This window comes from Rhizobium ruizarguesonis, from assembly GCF_017357285.1.
GTDB classification, from domain to species: Bacteria; Pseudomonadota; Alphaproteobacteria; order Rhizobiales; family Rhizobiaceae; genus Rhizobium; species Rhizobium ruizarguesonis.
Map to the genome: position 1 here is coordinate 2,628,422 of NZ_CP071678.1, position 16,871 is coordinate 2,645,292.

Here is a 16,871-nt window from a genome sequence, read left to right on the forward strand (position 1 = left end):
TCGTCCGAAAACCGCTTACACTTTTCGGCATCATGCTCTAGAAGCGCTCGCCGACCATATCCTCGCTTTTGGCCCACAATGCCCTGGCCGTCTCGGGATCGAGCGCGTAGGTGCGCACGCCTTCGGAAATCGGGCTGATCTCCGCATCCGTCACTTCGGAGACGTGGCAATTCTCGCAATATCTGCCGCCGACCGCGTCTGCCGGGGCGACGAAACCTGCCCAGACGGAGGTAGCCGCACCCTGAGGAATCGTCTTCCACTGGAAGGACGGCTTGCCCTCGGCGGCAAGTGCTGTGTTGATCTGCACTATCATGCCTTCAATCATGTCAGGGTCGAGATGACGGTCGAGCTCGGTCTGGATGCCGCCGGGATGCAGTGCCGTTGCGCGGATGCCGCGCTCCTTGAGGCGCCGGTCGAGTTCCACCGCGAACAGGATATTTGCGGTTTTCGACTGGGCATAGGCCGCCCAGGGCTCATAGGTCTTGCTCTCGAAGTTGAGGTCGTCGAGGCTGAAAGGTGCCATGCGATGGCCCGAGGATGCGACGATCACCACTCGGCCGCCCGATTTGACGAGCGGTGCGATGCGGTTGACCAGCACGAAATGACCGAGATGGTTGGTGCCGAACTGCGTTTCGAAGCCATCGGCGGTGCGGCCGAAGGGAGCGGCCATTACGCCGGCATTGGCAATGACGACATCGAAGGGGCGGCCATCCGAAGTGAGCGCATCGGCGCAGGCGCGCACGCTTGTCAGAGAGGCAAGATCAAGCTCGACGATATCCAGGCTGCCGCCATTGGCCGCACCGGCGCGCACGACTTCCGTTGCCGCCCTCGCCTTTGCAAGGTCACGTGCCGTACCCGTTACCTGCGCTCCATGGGCCGCCAGCACACGCGCGGTTTCCACGCCGAGGCCGGCCGAAATACCCGTCACCAGAACGCGCTTGCCCTTGAGATCGACGCCGGCAAGCACCTCATCGGTGGTTGATGTCGCGCCAAAAAGTCCACTCATGATTATCTCCTTGATCATGGACGCACCGCTCCAGGCTGGTGGACCATTGCCCGCCGGCCTCAAATGAAATAAAAGGAGGGTGCCTCCAGATAAATATGGAGGGCGCCTCCGCTTATCAAGGGGACCTCTCGGAAATGGCCAAAAAAAGTGACGAGCCCACGGTCCGAAAGCCGCGTGCGGATGCCGAACGCAATCGTCTTCTGCTGATGGAAACGGCAAAGACCGTTTTTGCCGACAAGGGTTCCAGCGCCAGCCTGGAGGAAATCGCCCGCATCGCCGGCGTTGGCATCGGCACACTCTATCGCCATTTCCCGACGCGCGATGCACTGGTTTCCGCCATCTACCGCAACGAGACGACGCAGCTTGCCGCTGCCGCCAAAAGCCTTGCCGAGACACATCCGCCTGTCGAAGCGCTCCGCCTGTGGCTGGTGCAGTTCGTGGATTATGTCGTGACGAAACACGGCATGTCCGAAGTGCTGGATTCTTTGGTCGGCGGCACCTCCGAGCTCTATGCCGATTCTGCCGATTTGATCATAGGTGCCGTCAATCTGCTGGTGGATCGCGCAGTCGCCACCGGTGAAATCCGTCTGGCGATGGACCCGCTCGATATCCTGCGCGCCCTGGCGGGCGGCGCGAGCATCAGCTGTGGCCCCGCCTGGCGGGATGCGGCAAGGCAACTCATCGATATTCTGATAGCGGGCATGAGAGCCAGTCGCTAAGGCTGTCGTACCACTCCGGCACGGCCGTCTCAGATCCGGCTTCCTGCCCGACGCCTTCCGCGTCGACAAATGCTGGTCGCCGGTCAACCGCGTCGACAACGTCTATGGCGACCGCAACCTGATCTGCACCTGCCCGCCGGTGGAAAGCTACGCCGAGGCGGCTGAGTAGCAGCAAATGGGCAAGCCCCTCCTACAGGTTGGGAGGGGCTGCATGCCTTTGGCGCACAAGGATCAAATTTAACCTTTCTTAGCAAGTCTCTGTTAGCAATTCATAAAGGCGGCTTCCATCAACATGGATCACCGTCGATCCCTTGTTTTGCGTGCAGGTTCTTATGCGTCCATCGGCTGTGCCAGCAATCCTCCTCGCCGCCCTGATCCTGTCGGGATGCGCTGCCAGTTCTGGCGCCGAAGATGTGCTGGGCAACGTGCCGTCACCGGAAACGACCAATGCTATCGCCCAGCCGAGCGGCCCGATACCGGCTGCCGCCGTCGGCGATCCAGCGCCGCAGGCAAGCCCGCCGCAGCAGGCGTTGCGCTGGGCGGGAGAGGTTCCGGAGCCGCAGGCGCTCGTGCCCGCCGACAGGCCGGTTGGCATGCCGCTGCCGACAGATAAACCGGTCGCGCTGCTGATGCCGGCCAATCCCGCCGGCAATGCAATGCCCGATGTCGGCACGAGATCGCCGACACGCGGCCAAATTTACGGCCACCGCTTCCGCGATGCCAAGCCGATCAACTTCGGCTCCACCTCGCCGAGAAAGCTTGCCGTGCACGGCGTCGACGTGTCGCGCTGGCAGGGCGAGATCGATTGGGAGACGTTGCGGCGGCAAGGCGCCAATTTCGTCTACATCAAGGCCACGGACGGCGGCGATCACCTCGATCCGATGTTCAAGAAGAACTGGCGCCGCGCCAAGGAAGCCGGCCTGAAACACGGCGCCTATCACTTCTTCTACTGGTGCCGGACAGCCGGCGAACAGGCCGACTGGTTCATCCGCAACGTGCCAAGGGAAGCCAACGCTCTTCCGCCTGTGATCGACGTTGAATGGAATGGCGAATCGAGCTGCAAGAGGCGAATCTCTCCCGCACGTGTCCGGGAAAAGATGCAGGTCTTCATGGACAAGCTGGAGCGCTATTACGGCCAGCGCCCGATCATCTACACGGCGCCGGACTTCTACCGCGACAATTTGAAGGGCCAACTGCTCGACTACCCCTTCTGGCTGCGCTCCGTGGCCGCTCACCCCTCCAAGGTCTATCCGGGCCGCAAGTGGCTCTTCTGGCAATATTCCGGCTCCGGCCTTTCCGATGGCGTTGACGGCAAGATCGACCTCAACGTGTTCAACGGCAATGAAAGCGACTGGCACGACTGGGTGGCGTCGCGATAGCCGAAAGCCCGCCAGGCCGCTTGCCCCGTCCTCATGCGGACTTCTGCACCTTCACCGGCACGCCTTTGTAGGCAGGCGTTCCCGATTTCCGGTCGTAATCGCCAAGCGCGATGACCCGGTTCATCTCGGGATAATATCCGGCGATGGAGCCAAACGGGATGTCATAGGCCACCGCAGTGAAGCCTTTGACCGCCTTGCGACCCTTATCCGTCACCGACTCGATATCAACCTTATCGCCATCGGCGAGGCCGCGTGCGGAGAGATCTCCGCTGTTCATGAAGATCACGTCACGGCGGCCGAAGACTCCTCGATAGCGGTCGTCAAGGCTGTAGATCGTCGTGTTGTACTGGTCGTGACTGCGCAGCGTCGTCAGAACCAGCGTGTCTGCGTCGGCAAGGCGCGGATCTTCGTCTAGTCCAGGCGCGACGAGGAAATGGGCTTTTCCTGAGGGCGTGCGCCATTGCCGGTCGGAGGCGGCCACCGTCAGTCGGAAGCCGCCGGGTTTCCTGACCCGTGTGTTGAAATCATGGAAATCGGGAAAGACCACTTCGATCTTTTCCCGAATGCGGTTGTAATCGCTGATCATCCCGTCCCAATCGATACCGTATCTGGCGCCGAGCGTCGCCTTGGCGATGCCGGCGATGATCGCCGGTTCGGATCTCAGCTCTTCGCCTGGTGGTTTCAGGAAACCACGCGAGGCGTGCACCATCGACATGGAATCCTCGACGGTCACCGATTGTGGTCCCGTCGTCTGAATATCCAGGTCGGTGCGGCCGAGAACGGGAAGGATGATGGAGGTTCGGGCGATCAGCAGGTGCGAGCGGTTGGGTTTTGTCGCCAGATGGACCGCAAGGTCGAGCTTGCGCATGCCTTCGAACGTCACCTCCGGATCGGATATGGCGACGGCGAGATTGCCGCCGAGGCAGACCAGCGCCTTCGATCGGCCTTCGATGATCGCCTCGATGGCCTCGACGGCGTTGTGGCCCTTCTCCTCAGGCGGGCGAAAGCCAAAGGCCCTCTCCATGCCGTCGAGAAGCGCCTTGTTGGGGATCTCGGTGATCCCGACGGTCCGGTCGCCCTGAACGTTCGAATGCCCCCGCAGCGGGCAGATACCGGCACCCTGGCGGCCGATATTTCCCCGCAGCATCAGGAAATTGGCAAGCTGCTGGACATTGGCAGTGCCGTGGCTGTGCTGGGTGATGCCCATGCCATAACAGAGGATAACCTTGCGGGCGTTAAGATAGACATCAACGGCGCTGTCGAGCGATTCGAGCGTCAATCCCGATCTCTTCAGGATCGACGCCCACTCCGTCTTTGCAATATCGGCCTTGAGAGCCTCCAGTCCGATCGTATGGGCTTCGATGAATTCCCGGTCGAGAAAGCCTTTGCCGCCTGCCGCGATATCGGCATCGTCGCGCTCGAATATCCGCTTCATCAGGCCCTTGAGGGCAGCGAGATCCCCACCGGTGCGCAGCTGATGATAAGCCGATGCGATCGGCGTCGAAGACATCGTCGCCATTTCCACCGGGTTCTGCGGTGCCGCAAATTTCTCGAGCGCGCGTTCTTTCAGGGGATTGAAGACCACGATCGGGACGCCGCGTCTTGCGGCATCATGCAGGGTGGTCATCATCCGCGGATGGTTGGTGCCAGGATTGTGGCCGAAGCTGAAGATCGTATCGGCATGATCGAAATCTTCGAGCGTCACCGTGCCCTTGCCGACCCCGATCGACTCCGGCAGGCCGACGCTGGTCGCCTCATGGCACATGTTCGAACAGTCGGGAAAATTGTTGGTGCCGTAGGCCCTGACGAAAAGCTGGAACAGGAATGCCGCCTCGTTCGAGGCGCGTCCCGATGTGTAGAATTCGGCCATATCAGGATCGGGCAGTTTGCGCAGTTCGGCGCCGATCAACGTGAAGGCTTCCTCCCAGCCGATCGGCAGGTAGCGGTCGCTGGCGTGATCATAGACCAGCGGGTGCGTCAGGCGGCCCTGGTCTTCCAGCTGATGGTCGTTCCATTGCCACAGTTCGGCGACCGTATGCGCCGCGAAAAAGTCAGGCCCGGCACGTTTCGCCGTGGATTCCCAGGTGATCGCCTTGGCGCCGTTTTCACAGAACTCGAACGAACTCGTATGTTTGGGATCGGGCCAAGCGCAGCCCGGACAATCGAAGCCCTCGGGCTGATTGGCTTTCAGCAGCGTCGCAGCCCCCTGCGCAATGACCTGCTGGCGCGCAAGGGTTTCGGCGACGGCTTTGAGTGCACCCCAGCCGCCGGCAGGGGCCGTGTATTTCTCGATGCCTTTCGGCCGCTTCTTGGTCATCACCTGCTCCACAAATCCGTCCGAGGGCCAGCGCCTATTATCAATGCAAAGGGATGTCATGCGATAGATGGCGCGGACATCCTTTTAAAAAAGATCGGACCGCTCCGAGGGGGCGGAGCGGTCCTGGCGGATCATGGGATCCACGAGACTCGGCGCGGGAGGGGACATGCCGATGTCTATCGGCACATTCGCGGTGCCGGTCTCCACATGGAAGTCACTTCCGAGAGACCGACAGACCTTACGTCCCGGCAACAGGCCACGAAACTATGCATAGGTATGGGGGATCTTGTTGATACCATATTGCCCAAGCTCGTGGTGCCCGCTGCAACCCAAACAGAAGGATAGGTCCGGCTACACCAGCATTGAATGTCCTGCTTTCCAAACCTGCTCTACGGTTCTTTCAAGGCCAGCGAAGCAGGAACGCCAAATTGACGGCCGCGCAGCCAGATCGCTCATTCCCGAAATCCCCAGCCAGGGAGAACAGCCATGGACCGTATCGAACTCGAAAACCGTCGCAAGGCGTCGCTTGCCACTCCGTCCGACCTTGCCTCCAACGCGACCGCCGACATCTCGGGCGCGCTGGCAGCGCTGCTTGCCGATACCTTTGCCCTCTATCTCAAGACCAAGAACTTCCATTGGCATATGAGCGGCCCGCATTTTCGCGACTATCACCTCCTGCTCGACGAACAGGGCGACCAGATTTTCGCGATGACCGATGCGATCGCCGAGCGCGCCCGCAAGATCGGCGGCATGACGATTCGCTCGATCGGTCATATCGGCCGGCTGCAGCGCCTTCTCGACAATGACGCCGATTTCGTTACGCCGCGCGACATGCTCGCCGAACTGAAAGGCGACAACCAGCAGCTCATCTCGTTCATGCGCCAGGCGCACGAGGTCTGCGTCGAGCATAACGACGTTGCCACATCAAGCCTGCTCGAAGTCTGGATCGACGAGACGGAACGCCGTGCCTGGTTCCTGTTCGAAACAACCCGCAACGCCGAATAGCCGGCTCGCCGCCGGCTGGAAAGGGTAATGTCATGACCACTATCCGGACACTTGAGGATCGCCGAATTGGGAGATTTGGTCTGCTGGCGAAGGCGACCGCCAGCGGATCAGCCTTTGCTGACACTTGTTATGAGGAACTCTGTCACGGACGAGAATGGCCTCCATTGCGGTCGTTCGCCAACCCAGTCAATCGGCGCCGGCTCATCATCGGCCAGTTGCTTCTCCTGGCTGCGACGCTTGCATTTGCAGCGGCCGCATCGCCCATGTCGGCCCTGGTGGCGGCGTCTCTTATCGCCGCCGCGGGCTCCATTGCCGCTTATCCTGGATACAGTGCCGTGCCAATCCTGAACAGACGCGACGGCAAAAGGCCCTGACCTAAGGCTTTTACTAACGCAAAGCCTTCAGCATTCCCTAAGCCCTTGCCGATACAAGGCTACCATCCAGTTCTGGGGAAACGGCTGATGAGCCTATCAGGTATTGCGAGCACTGCTCTTTCGGGAATGCGGGCACAGACGATGCGGGTCGGCGCAATTGCGAACAACATCGCAAACACGAGCACGCCGGGCTATGCCAGGCTGAACACCAGCCTCACCCCCGTTGTGTCAGGCGGCGTACAGGCCGTCGTCAGCCCGACGACGTCAGATGTCGATCCGGCCACCGAACTCACCGACCTGATCGAAGCCGAGCAGAGCTACAAGGCAAATGCCGTGGTCTTCGAGACCGGCGCCGACATCTGGGAAATGCTCATGAGCATCAAGCGCGACTACCACGCCCGGATTTAATCCAGAATTGGCTGGCTGAGAATTTCCCGCCAGCCTGAAGGGCGCGGCTATCAGGAATGCGCCGGCTCGCCCTGGCGCTGGGCGGCAAGGGCTGCGAGATCGGCGGGCTTCAGCTCGACGGATTCGCCGCAGCCGCAGGCCGATGTCTGGTTCGGATTGGTGAAGGTGAACCCGGAGCGGAGCGTCGTCGTCTCGAAGCCCATTTCGGTGCCGAGCAGATAGAGGGCTGCCGACGGCTCGACCCAGACTTTTGCACCGTCGCGCTCGATCAGGTCGTCCTTGGCATTGGGCTCGGTCACCAGGTCGATGGTATATTCCATCCCGGCGCAGCCGCCCTTTTTGATGCCGACACGGACACCCTTGGCCTCCGGCCCCGAGTTCTCGACGATCGCCTTGACGCGGGCCGCAGCCCCGTCCGTCATGCTCATGATTGCAAAGCCCATCGGCTCATTCTCCTTCCGCAACCGGGGTCAAGATCCGGCGCATCGTGACTCAAATGTAGTACCCTGAAGTAAACGGATCAATACCGCGGGATGTCAGTACCAGCCGACGGCGACTTGCGCCTCTTCGGACATACGATCCGGCGTCCACGGCGGATCGAAGGTCATGGCCACCTCGACGCCCGATACGCCTTCGACGGCGCCGACGGCGTTTTCGACCCAGCCGGGCATCTCGCCAGCAACCGGGCAACCGGGGGCGGTCAGCGTCATCATGATCTTCACCATCCGGTCGTCTTCGATGTCGATCTTATAGATCAGACCGAGTTCGAAGATGTCGGCGGGAATCTCCGGATCGTAGACGGTCTTCAGCGCGCTGATGACGTCGTCGCTCAGCCGCGCCAGCTCATCGGCCGGGATACTGGAATGCACGATGCCTTCGCGCACGTCGATCTTCTGTTCGCTTTCGTCCAGGCTCATCACGGACACTCCTCAAGCAAAGAACTTGCGCGCATATTCAAGCGCATCGGCCAGGGCATCGACCTCGGCGCGGGTATTGTACATGCCGAAGGATGCACGGCATGTGGAGGTGACGCCGAAGCGTTTCAAGAGCGGCATGGCGCAATGCGTGCCGGCCCTGACCGCAACACCCTGCCGGTCGATCACCATCGAGACGTCATGGGCATGGATACCGGCAAGCTCGAAGGAAAAGATGCTTCCCTTGTCAGGCGCCGTCCCAAAGACACGTAGCGAATTGACGGATTTCAGCCGCTCGACCGCATAGGCGGCAAGATCGGCCTCATGGCGGGCGATCGCCTCGCGGCCAACCTTCTCCATGTAGTCGAGCGCATAACCGAGCCCGATCGCCTGCACGATCGGCGGCGTGCCGGCCTCGAAGCGATGCGGCGGGTCGTTATAAGTGACCATATCCTCGGCGACCTCGAAGATCATCTCTCCGCCGCCCTGGAACGGCCGCATCTCAAAAAGCCGCTCCTTCTTGCCGTAGAGCACGCCGATGCCCGACGGGCCGTAGAGCTTGTGACCGGTCATGACGTACCAATCGCAATCGATATCCTGCACGTCGACAGGCAGATGCACGGCGCCCTGGCTGCCGTCGATCAGCACCGGGATGCCGCGCTCATGCGCGATCCGGCAGACTTCCTTGACGGGAACGATCGTGCCGAGCGCATTCGACATATGGGTGATGGCGACAAGCTTGGTGCGCTCCGTCAGGCTTTTCTCGAAATCTTCGATATGGAAGGCGCCTTCGTCATCCACGGGCACCCAGACAAGCTTGGCGCCCTGCCGCTCGCGGATGAAGTGCCAGGGCACGATGTTGGAATGGTGCTCCATGATCGTCAGGACGATCTCGTCGCCTTCGCCGATCTTCGGCATGCCCCAGCCGTAGGCGACAGTGTTGATCGCTTCCGTCGAATTCTTGGTGAAGACGATGTCGTTGACCGAGGGGGCGTTGAGGAAGCGGCGCACCTTCTCGCGCGCTGCCTCATAGGCGTCTGTCGCCGCATTCGAGAGATAGTGCAGGCCGCGATGCACATTGGCGTATTCATGCGAATAGGCATGCGAGATGGCGTCGATCACCACCTGCGGCTTCTGCGCCGATGCGCCGTTGTCGAGATAGACCAGCGGCTTGCCGTACACCTTCTCCGCCAGGATCGGAAAATCCCGACGGATGGCTTCGACGTCGTATTGCGTGGCCGGCACTATCTTGTCCATTGATATATCCGATCAGGCGTGCTTTTCGAGCCAGGCCGAAATCACGCCTTCCAGCGCCTCGACCAGGGCCTCGTCTTCCAGTTCCTCGACAATCTCGGCGACGAAGGCGTTGACGAGCATCGCCCGCGCCTTGTTCTCCGGAATGCCGCGCGCCATCATGTAATAGAGGTGATTGGCGTCGATATCGGTCACCGTCGCGCCATGGCCGCACTGGACGTCGTCGGCGAAGATCTCGAGCTCGGGCTTGACCGAGAATTCGGCATCGTCGGACATCAGCAGCGTGTTGCAGGCCATCTTGGCATCAGTCTTCTGCGCATCGGGCGCGACCCGGATCATGCCCTGGAAGACACCTTTGGCGCGGTCGAAGACGACATTGCGGATCACTTCGGTCGAGCCGGTATTCGGCACGTCGTGGCCGAGCACCATCGTCACGTCGGTATGGCTGTCGCCGCCGAGCAGGTTGATGCCGCGCAGCGTCAGGTCGGCGCCCTCGCCCGTCACCTTGATGTTAAGCTCCTGGCGCACCAGCTTGCCGCCGGCATTGATGACGAAAAGCCGGAGCTTGGCGTCAGCGCCGAGATCGATGCGGATCTGGCCGAGATGCGTATCGTCGGCTCCCTGCTGCTGCAGGATGATCCAGGTCAGTTCCGTGCCTTCGCCGACCGTGATGTCACTGACGTGGGACACGAGGGCCGCATCGCCGGTCACCGTGAGGTGACGCTCGATGACCGTCGCCTTGGTACCGGCGCCAAAGGACACAGGAAGGCGCGTATGTGTCTGCCCGCCCGCATGGATGAACTGGATTTCAAGCGGGTTTTCAAGCTCGGTATCAGCAGGCACGTCGATGACATAGCCGTCGCGCACGAAGCTGCCATTGATGCGGCCGACCGCGTCGTCGCTGCCGAGCGCATCCAGGCCGTTCGCGGCGGAGCCGTCGAGCAGATGTTCGGAATAGGGCGAAACGCCAAGACCGTCGGCGGCAGCCTTCTGGTTGGAATGGCCCTGGATCACCGCCAGCACCGTGGCCTCGGCAACGAGCGGCTCCAAAGCGTCCGAGCCGGCATCACCCGCCTGCGACGGGACAGTGCGCAAAAGATTCTTGAGATCGGTATAGTGCCAGGCCTCGATCCGGCGCGTCGGCAGGCCGGCCTTCTTCAGGTCGTCGAGAAGCCGGTCCCGCAGCGCTGTTACCGCGCCGTTGCCCGGCAGTTCACCGATCTGCTGGTTGAAGGCCTCGATCAGCGCCGCCTCGGCCGCGGTCAGGCGGCTTGTCGTCTGCATGTTCATGGACGTCGTCCTTTCCGCCCGAAACTCAGGCTGCCGCGCCGATGATGTCGGCATAGCCGTTGGCTTCCAGCTCATGCGCCAGCGTCTTGTCGCCCGACTTGATCACCTGGCCCTTGTAGAGCACATGGACGGTATCCGGCACGATATAATCGAGCAGGCGCTGGTAGTGGGTGATGACGACGACGGCGCGGTCCGGTGAACGCAGCGCGTTGACGCCGTCGGCGACGATCTTCAGCGCGTCGATGTCGAGGCCGGAATCGGTTTCGTCGAGCACGCAGAGCTTCGGTTCGAGCAGCGCCATCTGCAGAATCTCGGCGCGCTTCTTCTCGCCGCCGGAGAAGCCGACGTTGAGCGGCCGCTTCAGCATCTCGGTATTGATCTGCAGCTTGCCGGCGGCATCCTTGACGCGGCGCATGAAATCCGGCGTCGTCAACTCGTCCTCGCCGCGCGCCTTGCGCTGCTCGTTCATCGCCACCTTCAGGAACTGCATGGTGGCGACACCCGGAATTTCCACCGGATACTGGAAGGCGAGGAAGATGCCCTTGGCGGCGCGTTCGGCCGGATCGAGTTCGAGAATGCTCTCGCCATTGTAGAGAATGTCGCCCTCGGTGACTTCGTAATCGCTGCGGCCGGAAAGGACGTAGGAGAGCGTCGACTTGCCGGAGCCGTTCGGCCCCATGATAGCGGCAACTTCACCGGCCTTCACCGTCAGGTTCAGACCACGGATGATCTCGGTGCCATCTTCGGCGATACGGGCATGGAGGTTCTTAATTTCAAGCATCTTTGGCTCCTGCGTTTTTCTCTGCGCAGCTCACTAAGAGCCTCGCGTAATTTCTAAGGGACATCGACATGTTGCGCTCGGCGCTATCGAGCAAAAAAACGAACGACGCGGAAAACCGCGACCGTTACGAGCCCAACCCACTCGAGAAAATCCGAGATCCCCTGAATGATCTTTCCCGGTTTTTCCATGCGCTGCCGGAGAAACACATAAGGCTGCTCCGGCGGCGTTTCGGTCTCGTTTCTTAGCTCCCGGGGGCGAATTTTCGCCAATATCTCCCCGCGCATATTCGTCAGACGTTCAAGAATGCGCTTCTAGTCCGCTTCGCTCATGTCAGCCCACAGAGCCTTCCAGCGAAATGCTGATCAGCTTCTGCGCCTCGACAGCGAATTCCATCGGCAGTTCCTGCAGCACTTCCTTGACGAAACCGTTGACGATCAGGGCGATCGCCGCTTCGGTCGGGATGCCGCGCTGCAGGCAGTAAAACAGCTGATCCTCGGAGATCTTTGAGGTTGTCGCCTCATGCTCGAACTGCGCCGTCGAATTCTTCGCCTCGATGTAGGGCACGGTATGGGCGCCGCACTTGTCGCCGATCAGCAACGAATCGCACTGGGTGAAGTTGCGCGCATTCGATGCCTTGCGGTGAGCCGAGACCTGGCCGCGATAGGTGTTGTTGGAAACGCCGGCCGCGATGCCCTTGGAGACGATACGGCTCGACGTGTTCTTGCCGAGATGGATCATCTTGGTGCCGCTGTCGATCTGCTGATGGCCATTCGAAACGGCGATCGAGTAGAATTCGCCGCGGCTGTCATCGCCGCGCAGGATGCAGGACGGATATTTCCAGGTGATCGCCGAGCCGGTTTCGACCTGCGTCCAGGAAATCTTCGAGCGGTCGCCACGGCAATCGCCGCGCTTGGTGACGAAGTTGTAGATGCCGCCCTTGCCGTTCTTGTCGCCGGGATACCAGTTCTGCACCGTCGAATATTTGATCTCGGCATCGTCGAGCGCAACCAGCTCGACCACGGCGGCATGCAGCTGGTTTTCATCGCGCTGCGGCGCCGTGCAGCCTTCGAGATAGGAGACGTAGGCGCCCTCTTCCGCAATGATCAGCGTGCGCTCGAACTGGCCAGTGCCTTTCTCATTGATGCGAAAATAGGTGGACAGCTCCATCGGGCAACGAACGCCCTTCGGCACGAAGACGAAGGAACCGTCGGTGAATACAGCCGAATTCAGCGTCGCATAATAATTGTCCGAGGTCGGCACGACCGAGCCGAGATATTTCCGGACGAGATCGGGATATTCGCGGATTGCTTCCGAGATCGACATGAAGATCACGCCGGCCTTCTTCAGCTCTGCCTTGAAGGTGGTGACGACCGACACGCTGTCGAAAACGGCGTCGACGGCGATCTTCGGCTTCTCGACGCCGGCAAGAATCTCCTGCTCACGCAGCGGAATGCCGAGCTTCTCATAGACCTTCAACAGCTCCGGATCGACCTCATCGAGCGACTTCGGACCCGGCGTGCTTTTCGGCGCGGCGTAATAATAGATGTCGTTGAAATCGATCTTGGGATAGTTGACGCGCGCCCAGGTCGGCTCTTCCAGTGTCAGCCAGCGACGATAGGCCTCGAGACGCCATTCCAGCATCCACACAGGCTCCTGCTTCTTCGCCGAAATGAAACGAATGATGTCCTCGGACAGGCCTTTCGGCGCCTTGTCCATCTCGATGACGGTCTCGAAACCGTATTTGTACTGGTCCACATCGATCAGGCGGACCTGGTCGATTGTTTCCTGCACGGCAGCCATCTCATTCTCCAATCTCGCCGGATACAAGGTCCGGCAGCTTGTAGTGTTTGGGCAATTGTCTTGCCCTTTATGTAAGAGGCCAAAAGGGACTTTTCAGCCCGATTGGCAAGCAGAAATTTGCGTTTCCGCAAGTTTTGACACAGGGCAAGCCGCCTCCCCAGCCGACCTGCGCCGGTTGGCGATCTTTGCGAAAGCCGCAATCGCCCTGTCGATATCCTCCTCCGTCGTCGAAAAGCCGAGCGAGATGCGCAGCGCTCCGAGCTTGGCGTCACGGCCCATCGCCGTCAGCACATGGCTTTCGCCGAGCCGGCCGGATGAGCAGGCAGAGCCTGCAGAAAGGGCAACGCCTTCGAGATCGAAGGCGATCTGCCCGGTCTCAGCCTTCAGCCCCGGCAGGGTGAAGAAGATCGTATTGGTGACGCGCTCGCCGCCCTCGCCGTGGATCACCACATCGGCAGCCGCCTCACGCATGCCGGCTTCCAGCCGCTCGCGCAGCGCGCCGATCGTCGTATTGCGCGCCTCGAGTTCGTCGGACGCGGCTTCTGCCGCTGCGCCGAAGCCGATCAGCGCCAGAGAATTCTGTGTCCCCGAGCGGTGACCCCGCTCCTGCCCGCCGCCCTGGATCAGCGGCTTGGGCATCAGCGCCTCGCCGCGCGCAATCAGAGCGCCGGCCCCCTTCGGCCCGCCGATCTTATGCGAGGAAACGATCAAGAAATCGGCGCCGATCTTTTCGATGTCAAGCGCGATGCGGCCGGCAGCCTGGACGGCATCGACGACGAAGAGGCCGCCATGGGCGTGGACGATCTTTGCTGCCGCCTCAACCGGCTGGACGATGCCCGTCTCATTGTTGACGAGCATGACGGCGACCATCGGCAGGCCGGCGGCCTTGTCATGGGCATCGAGCAGCCTGGAGAGTGCGTCGAGATCGACGACACCGGCTTCCGTCACCGGGATCTCCGTCATCTTCTCCCTGGTGAAGCGACCGCCTTCGCGCACCGCCGGATGCTCAATCGCCGAAAAATAAAGCTGACCCAGCCGCAGCGGCGTGCGCCCCATGCGGAAATCCGGTGTCAACGCCAGATTGGCGGCCTCGGTCGCGCCGCTGGTGAAGACCACACTGCCGGCATCGGTGCCGACAAGCGCCGCCACCTTGCGTCGCGCGCCTTCGATGGCGGCGCGCGCGGCGCGACCCTCTCCGTGCACGCTGTTCGGATTGCCAAACACGTCGATGGCGCGCATGATCGCCGCGCGTGCTGCGGGGTGCAGGGGCGCTGTGGCATTCCAGTCGAGATAAAGGCGTGGCGGCGCCATGATCTTCAGTCCTGCGCTTGACGAGCTTGCTTCAGCGGCCGCGGTTCATTTTTCTTGAAATTTCCGCCGGGCTTGCCTTATGACACGTTCCACGATGCGTGGATCGCCATGCAAGTTTCGAATTGTTCTAAACTGCGTTTTAGAAAAGCTGACAACACTAGTCAAGTCATGTTGTCGTCCAACGCAGCGCGAACGCGAAATAAAACCCGGAGTACCAATGCCCGAAGTTATTTTCAACGGCCCAGCCGGCCGTCTTGAAGGCCGCTACCAGCCCTCCAAGGAAAAAAGCGCGCCCATCGCCCTGATTCTGCATCCGCATCCGCAGTTCGGCGGCACGATGAACAATCAGATCGTCTATCAGCTCTTCTACATGTTCCAGAAGCGTGGGTTCACGACGCTGCGCTTCAATTTCCGGGGCATCGGCCGCAGCCAGGGTGAATTCGACCACGGCGCCGGCGAACTCTCGGATGCCGCCTCGGCGCTCGACTGGGTGCAGAGCCTGCATCCCGATTCCAAGACCTGTTGGGTCGCCGGCTATTCCTTCGGTTCCTGGATCGGCATGCAGCTCCTCATGCGCCGGCCGGAGATCGAGGGCTTCATGTCGATCTCGCCCCAGCCGAACACGTACGACTTCTCCTTCCTGGCGCCCTGCCCCTCCTCCGGCCTGATCATCAACGGCGAGGCCGACAAGGTGGCGCCGGAAAAGGATGTCAATGGTCTTGTGGAAAAACTGAAGACCCAGAAGGGCATCCTCATTACCCATCGCACCGTTGCCAACGCAAACCACTTCTTCAACGGTCAGGTGGAAACGCTGATGGGCGAATGCGAGGACTATCTCGACCGGCGCCTCAACGGCGAACTGGTGCCGGAACCGGCCGCCAAGCGGATCCGCTGACACCACGAAACCCAGGCCTCATCGATGCCGTGACGGCCCCGAACACAACCGGGCCGGATGTGCCAGAACAGATCACCTATCGTGTTGCAATCCATGTTGCAGTGCGGTAGGGTCCTCGCGATCCTAACAAAAGCGAGGTCCGCAATGACCAAGTCGTTCGGGGAAGTCCTGGATAAGTATAGGGGTATTGGTCCGGGGTTCGATTTTCTTCGAATAGGGCTCGCCTTTTCCATCGTATTGACCCATTCATTTTTGTTAACCGAGAACAATGACTTCATCAGGGGGTCGGTATTCTGGTTCACTGAATACGCTCTTGTTCCGATGTTCTTCGCCTTGAGCGGATTTCTGATCGCCGGCAGTGCACAGCGCCTCAGCCTCCGGAATTTCCTGATCAACCGAGGCTTGCGCATCGTCCCGGCCCTTGCGGTCGATATCGTCGTCTGCTCGTTGATTATCGGGCCGATCATTACGGTCGTGTACCACTCCGAATATTTTACCGATCAGCGGTTTTTCAAATACTTCCTGAATATCGTCGGCTGGATCCATTACGAGCTGCCGGGCGTGTTCCAGGATAATCCGAGCCAGCGTGTCAACGGCGCTCTCTGGACAGTTCCCTGGGAGATCTTCTGCTACATCATCATGTCGTTCCTGATGGTCAGCGCCATAGTGAAGACGCGCTACAAGCTGCTCGCGGTGACGATCGCCTACATAGCCATCGGCATTGTCGTACAGAAGATGCCCTATCTGTTGCCTGACTCGATCAAGCCGATCGCGCGCTTCCTGTTCATGAGCCGAGGCTCACAGCTGATAACGGCCTTTATGATGGGCATCGTCGCCTTTCAGTTCAAAGCGGTCATTCCGCACTCCCGCTGGCTGTTCGCCGCCGCCTGCCTGGTTTGCATCGTCGCCATTCTCACCCTGGACAGCCGGGCGACAGAGTCGGTGATGAACCGGCCCCTGGTCATCACCTCTCTCGTTTACATCACCGTCTTCGTCGGCCTGTCCGAGGTGCCCATCCCGGCCTTTTTCAGGAAAGGCGACTATTCCTACGGCGTCTATCTCTATCACGACCCGTTTTTGCAGATCTGGATCAGCTCGTTCCCGTCGGTTTTCCTCTATCCGAAATATGGTGCGCTGGCCCTCTATCTCGTCGGCCTGCCATCGGCTCTCGCCGTTGCGGTGCTGTCCTGGCATTTCATCGAGAAGCCGATCCTTGGCCTTCGCAAGAAATTTTCGTTCATCGCCCAGGTCAGGGGCGTCGAGGACGGCAATCAGGCTGGGCGCGAATCCCATGTCCGGCCGGTTGCCGTAAAGAGTTAGAGCTTTGCCGGCCGTTTATCGGCGGTGAGTTCGAAAGCCGTGTCCTGCACTCCATCAATCAGGATCGGCGCGCCTTCGCGCCTGCCGATTTTTCTGAG

Annotated in this window: 16 protein-coding genes and 1 pseudogene; 6 read left to right on the forward strand and 11 right to left on the reverse strand. The window is 60.7% G+C overall.

Annotated features, from left to right (window positions below; genetic code table 11):
* Nucleotides 1–37: 37 nt before the first annotated feature.
* Nucleotides 38–1,006 carry an SDR family NAD(P)-dependent oxidoreductase gene (locus J3P73_RS13090; protein ID WP_165406133.1) on the reverse strand — a complete coding sequence of 323 codons (969 nt, stop codon included), beginning with the start codon at nt 1,004–1,006 and terminating at the stop codon, nt 38–40.
* Between the two features lie 95 nt (nt 1,007–1,101).
* Here J3P73_RS13090 and J3P73_RS13095 point away from each other — a divergent pair, with 95 nt between their 5' ends.
* Nucleotides 1,102–1,725, forward strand: coding sequence for a TetR/AcrR family transcriptional regulator (locus J3P73_RS13095; protein WP_018492929.1), 624 nt, complete (start codon nt 1,102–1,104; stop codon nt 1,723–1,725).
* Nucleotides 1,726–2,057: 332 nt separating this feature from the next.
* Nucleotides 2,058–3,104: a glycoside hydrolase family 25 protein gene (locus J3P73_RS13100; RefSeq protein ID WP_018072223.1), complete on the forward strand. Its 1,047-nt coding sequence runs from the start codon at nt 2,058–2,060 to the stop codon at nt 3,102–3,104.
* Nucleotides 3,105–3,135: 31 nt separating this feature from the next.
* Here the strand turns inward: J3P73_RS13100 and J3P73_RS13105 are convergent, their stop codons facing one another.
* The gene (locus tag J3P73_RS13105) at nt 3,136–5,421 is read right to left on the reverse strand and encodes an FdhF/YdeP family oxidoreductase (RefSeq protein ID WP_130661659.1); all 2,286 of its coding nucleotides are present in this window, start codon (nt 5,419–5,421) and stop codon (nt 3,136–3,138) included.
* Between the two features lie 486 nt (nt 5,422–5,907).
* On the opposite strand from J3P73_RS13105, the gene J3P73_RS13110 reads away from it, so the two are divergent.
* Together J3P73_RS13110 and J3P73_RS13115 are read left to right on the forward strand one after the other, a co-directional pair.
* Nucleotides 5,908–6,426: a Dps family protein gene (locus J3P73_RS13110; RefSeq protein WP_130661660.1), complete on the forward strand. Its 519-nt coding sequence runs from the start codon at nt 5,908–5,910 to the stop codon at nt 6,424–6,426.
* A 461-nt stretch (nt 6,427–6,887) separates the two neighbouring features.
* A complete protein-coding gene (locus J3P73_RS13115) occupies nt 6,888–7,208 on the forward strand; it encodes a flagellar basal body rod protein FlgC (RefSeq protein ID WP_130691846.1) in 321 nt (106 codons plus the stop codon).
* 50 nt (nt 7,209–7,258) lie between these two features.
* Here the strand turns inward: J3P73_RS13115 and sufA are convergent, their stop codons facing one another.
* The 8 genes from sufA to J3P73_RS13150 form a co-directional block, all read right to left on the reverse strand.
* Complete coding sequence (sufA, locus tag J3P73_RS13120; protein WP_018483745.1) at nt 7,259–7,651, reverse strand: Fe-S cluster assembly scaffold SufA; 393 nt, start codon at nt 7,649–7,651, stop codon at nt 7,259–7,261.
* A 93-nt stretch (nt 7,652–7,744) separates the two neighbouring features.
* On the reverse strand, nt 7,745–8,125 hold the full coding sequence (locus J3P73_RS13125) for an SUF system Fe-S cluster assembly protein (protein WP_003559708.1): 381 nt from the start codon (nt 8,123–8,125) through the stop codon (nt 7,745–7,747).
* A gap of 12 nt (nt 8,126–8,137) precedes the next feature.
* On the reverse strand, nt 8,138–9,379 hold the full coding sequence (locus J3P73_RS13130; protein ID WP_018072228.1) for a cysteine desulfurase: 1,242 nt from the start codon (nt 9,377–9,379) through the stop codon (nt 8,138–8,140).
* A gap of 12 nt (nt 9,380–9,391) precedes the next feature.
* The gene (sufD, locus tag J3P73_RS13135) at nt 9,392–10,666 is read right to left on the reverse strand and encodes a Fe-S cluster assembly protein SufD (RefSeq protein ID WP_207579648.1); all 1,275 of its coding nucleotides are present in this window, start codon (nt 10,664–10,666) and stop codon (nt 9,392–9,394) included.
* A gap of 25 nt (nt 10,667–10,691) precedes the next feature.
* Complete coding sequence (gene sufC / locus J3P73_RS13140) at nt 10,692–11,447, reverse strand: Fe-S cluster assembly ATPase SufC (protein WP_017988448.1); 756 nt, start codon at nt 11,445–11,447, stop codon at nt 10,692–10,694.
* A gap of 83 nt (nt 11,448–11,530) precedes the next feature.
* Nucleotides 11,531–11,731, reverse strand: a complete 201-nt coding sequence (locus tag J3P73_RS38145; protein WP_318026069.1) for a hypothetical protein — start codon at nt 11,729–11,731, stop codon at nt 11,531–11,533.
* A 46-nt stretch (nt 11,732–11,777) separates the two neighbouring features.
* A complete protein-coding gene (gene sufB / locus J3P73_RS13145; protein WP_018483742.1) occupies nt 11,778–13,247 on the reverse strand; it encodes a Fe-S cluster assembly protein SufB in 1,470 nt (489 codons plus the stop codon).
* 93 nt (nt 13,248–13,340) lie between these two features.
* On the reverse strand, nt 13,341–14,558 hold the full coding sequence (locus tag J3P73_RS13150) for a cysteine desulfurase family protein (protein WP_130655631.1): 1,218 nt from the start codon (nt 14,556–14,558) through the stop codon (nt 13,341–13,343).
* Between the two features lie 217 nt (nt 14,559–14,775).
* Between J3P73_RS13150 and J3P73_RS13155 the strand changes: the two genes are divergently transcribed.
* Both J3P73_RS13155 and J3P73_RS13160 read left to right on the forward strand, forming a co-directional pair.
* Nucleotides 14,776–15,453 carry an alpha/beta hydrolase gene (locus J3P73_RS13155; RefSeq protein ID WP_003540001.1) on the forward strand — a complete coding sequence of 226 codons (678 nt, stop codon included), beginning with the start codon at nt 14,776–14,778 and terminating at the stop codon, nt 15,451–15,453.
* A 144-nt stretch (nt 15,454–15,597) separates the two neighbouring features.
* A complete protein-coding gene (locus J3P73_RS13160; RefSeq protein ID WP_130661662.1) occupies nt 15,598–16,773 on the forward strand; it encodes an acyltransferase family protein in 1,176 nt (391 codons plus the stop codon).
* Here the strand turns inward: J3P73_RS13160 and J3P73_RS37550 are convergent.
* Nucleotides 16,770–16,871, reverse strand: a pseudogene (locus J3P73_RS37550) (GNAT family N-acetyltransferase); the annotation flags it as partial. The gene J3P73_RS13160 and the pseudogene J3P73_RS37550 sit on opposite strands and share 4 nt — an antisense overlap.

What these genes read in the sequence shown, in the direction of transcription:
- J3P73_RS13090 (WP_165406133.1), bottom strand. Translation starts at nt 1,006, where the DNA reads ATGAGTGGACTTTTTGGCGCGACATCAACCACCGATGAGGTGCTTGCC.
- J3P73_RS13095 (WP_018492929.1), top strand. Translation starts at nt 1,102, where the DNA reads ATGGAGGGCGCCTCCGCTTATCAAGGGGACCTCTCGGAAATGGCCAAA.
- J3P73_RS13100 (WP_018072223.1), top strand. Translation starts at nt 2,058, where the DNA reads ATGCGTCCATCGGCTGTGCCAGCAATCCTCCTCGCCGCCCTGATCCTG.
- J3P73_RS13105 (WP_130661659.1), bottom strand. Translation starts at nt 5,421, where the DNA reads ATGACCAAGAAGCGGCCGAAAGGCATCGAGAAATACACGGCCCCTGCC.
- J3P73_RS13110 (WP_130661660.1), top strand. Translation starts at nt 5,908, where the DNA reads ATGGACCGTATCGAACTCGAAAACCGTCGCAAGGCGTCGCTTGCCACT.
- J3P73_RS13115 (WP_130691846.1), top strand. Translation starts at nt 6,888, where the DNA reads ATGAGCCTATCAGGTATTGCGAGCACTGCTCTTTCGGGAATGCGGGCA.
- sufA (WP_018483745.1), bottom strand. Translation starts at nt 7,651, where the DNA reads ATGGGCTTTGCAATCATGAGCATGACGGACGGGGCTGCGGCCCGCGTC.
- J3P73_RS13125 (WP_003559708.1), bottom strand. Translation starts at nt 8,125, where the DNA reads ATGAGCCTGGACGAAAGCGAACAGAAGATCGACGTGCGCGAAGGCATC.
- J3P73_RS13130 (WP_018072228.1), bottom strand. Translation starts at nt 9,379, where the DNA reads ATGGACAAGATAGTGCCGGCCACGCAATACGACGTCGAAGCCATCCGT.
- sufD (WP_207579648.1), bottom strand. Translation starts at nt 10,666, where the DNA reads ATGAACATGCAGACGACAAGCCGCCTGACCGCGGCCGAGGCGGCGCTG.
- sufC (WP_017988448.1), bottom strand. Translation starts at nt 11,447, where the DNA reads ATGCTTGAAATTAAGAACCTCCATGCCCGTATCGCCGAAGATGGCACC.
- J3P73_RS38145 (WP_318026069.1), bottom strand. Translation starts at nt 11,731, where the DNA reads ATGCGCGGGGAGATATTGGCGAAAATTCGCCCCCGGGAGCTAAGAAAC.
- sufB (WP_018483742.1), bottom strand. Translation starts at nt 13,247, where the DNA reads ATGGCTGCCGTGCAGGAAACAATCGACCAGGTCCGCCTGATCGATGTG.
- J3P73_RS13150 (WP_130655631.1), bottom strand. Translation starts at nt 14,558, where the DNA reads ATGGCGCCGCCACGCCTTTATCTCGACTGGAATGCCACAGCGCCCCTG.
- J3P73_RS13155 (WP_003540001.1), top strand. Translation starts at nt 14,776, where the DNA reads ATGCCCGAAGTTATTTTCAACGGCCCAGCCGGCCGTCTTGAAGGCCGC.
- J3P73_RS13160 (WP_130661662.1), top strand. Translation starts at nt 15,598, where the DNA reads ATGACCAAGTCGTTCGGGGAAGTCCTGGATAAGTATAGGGGTATTGGT.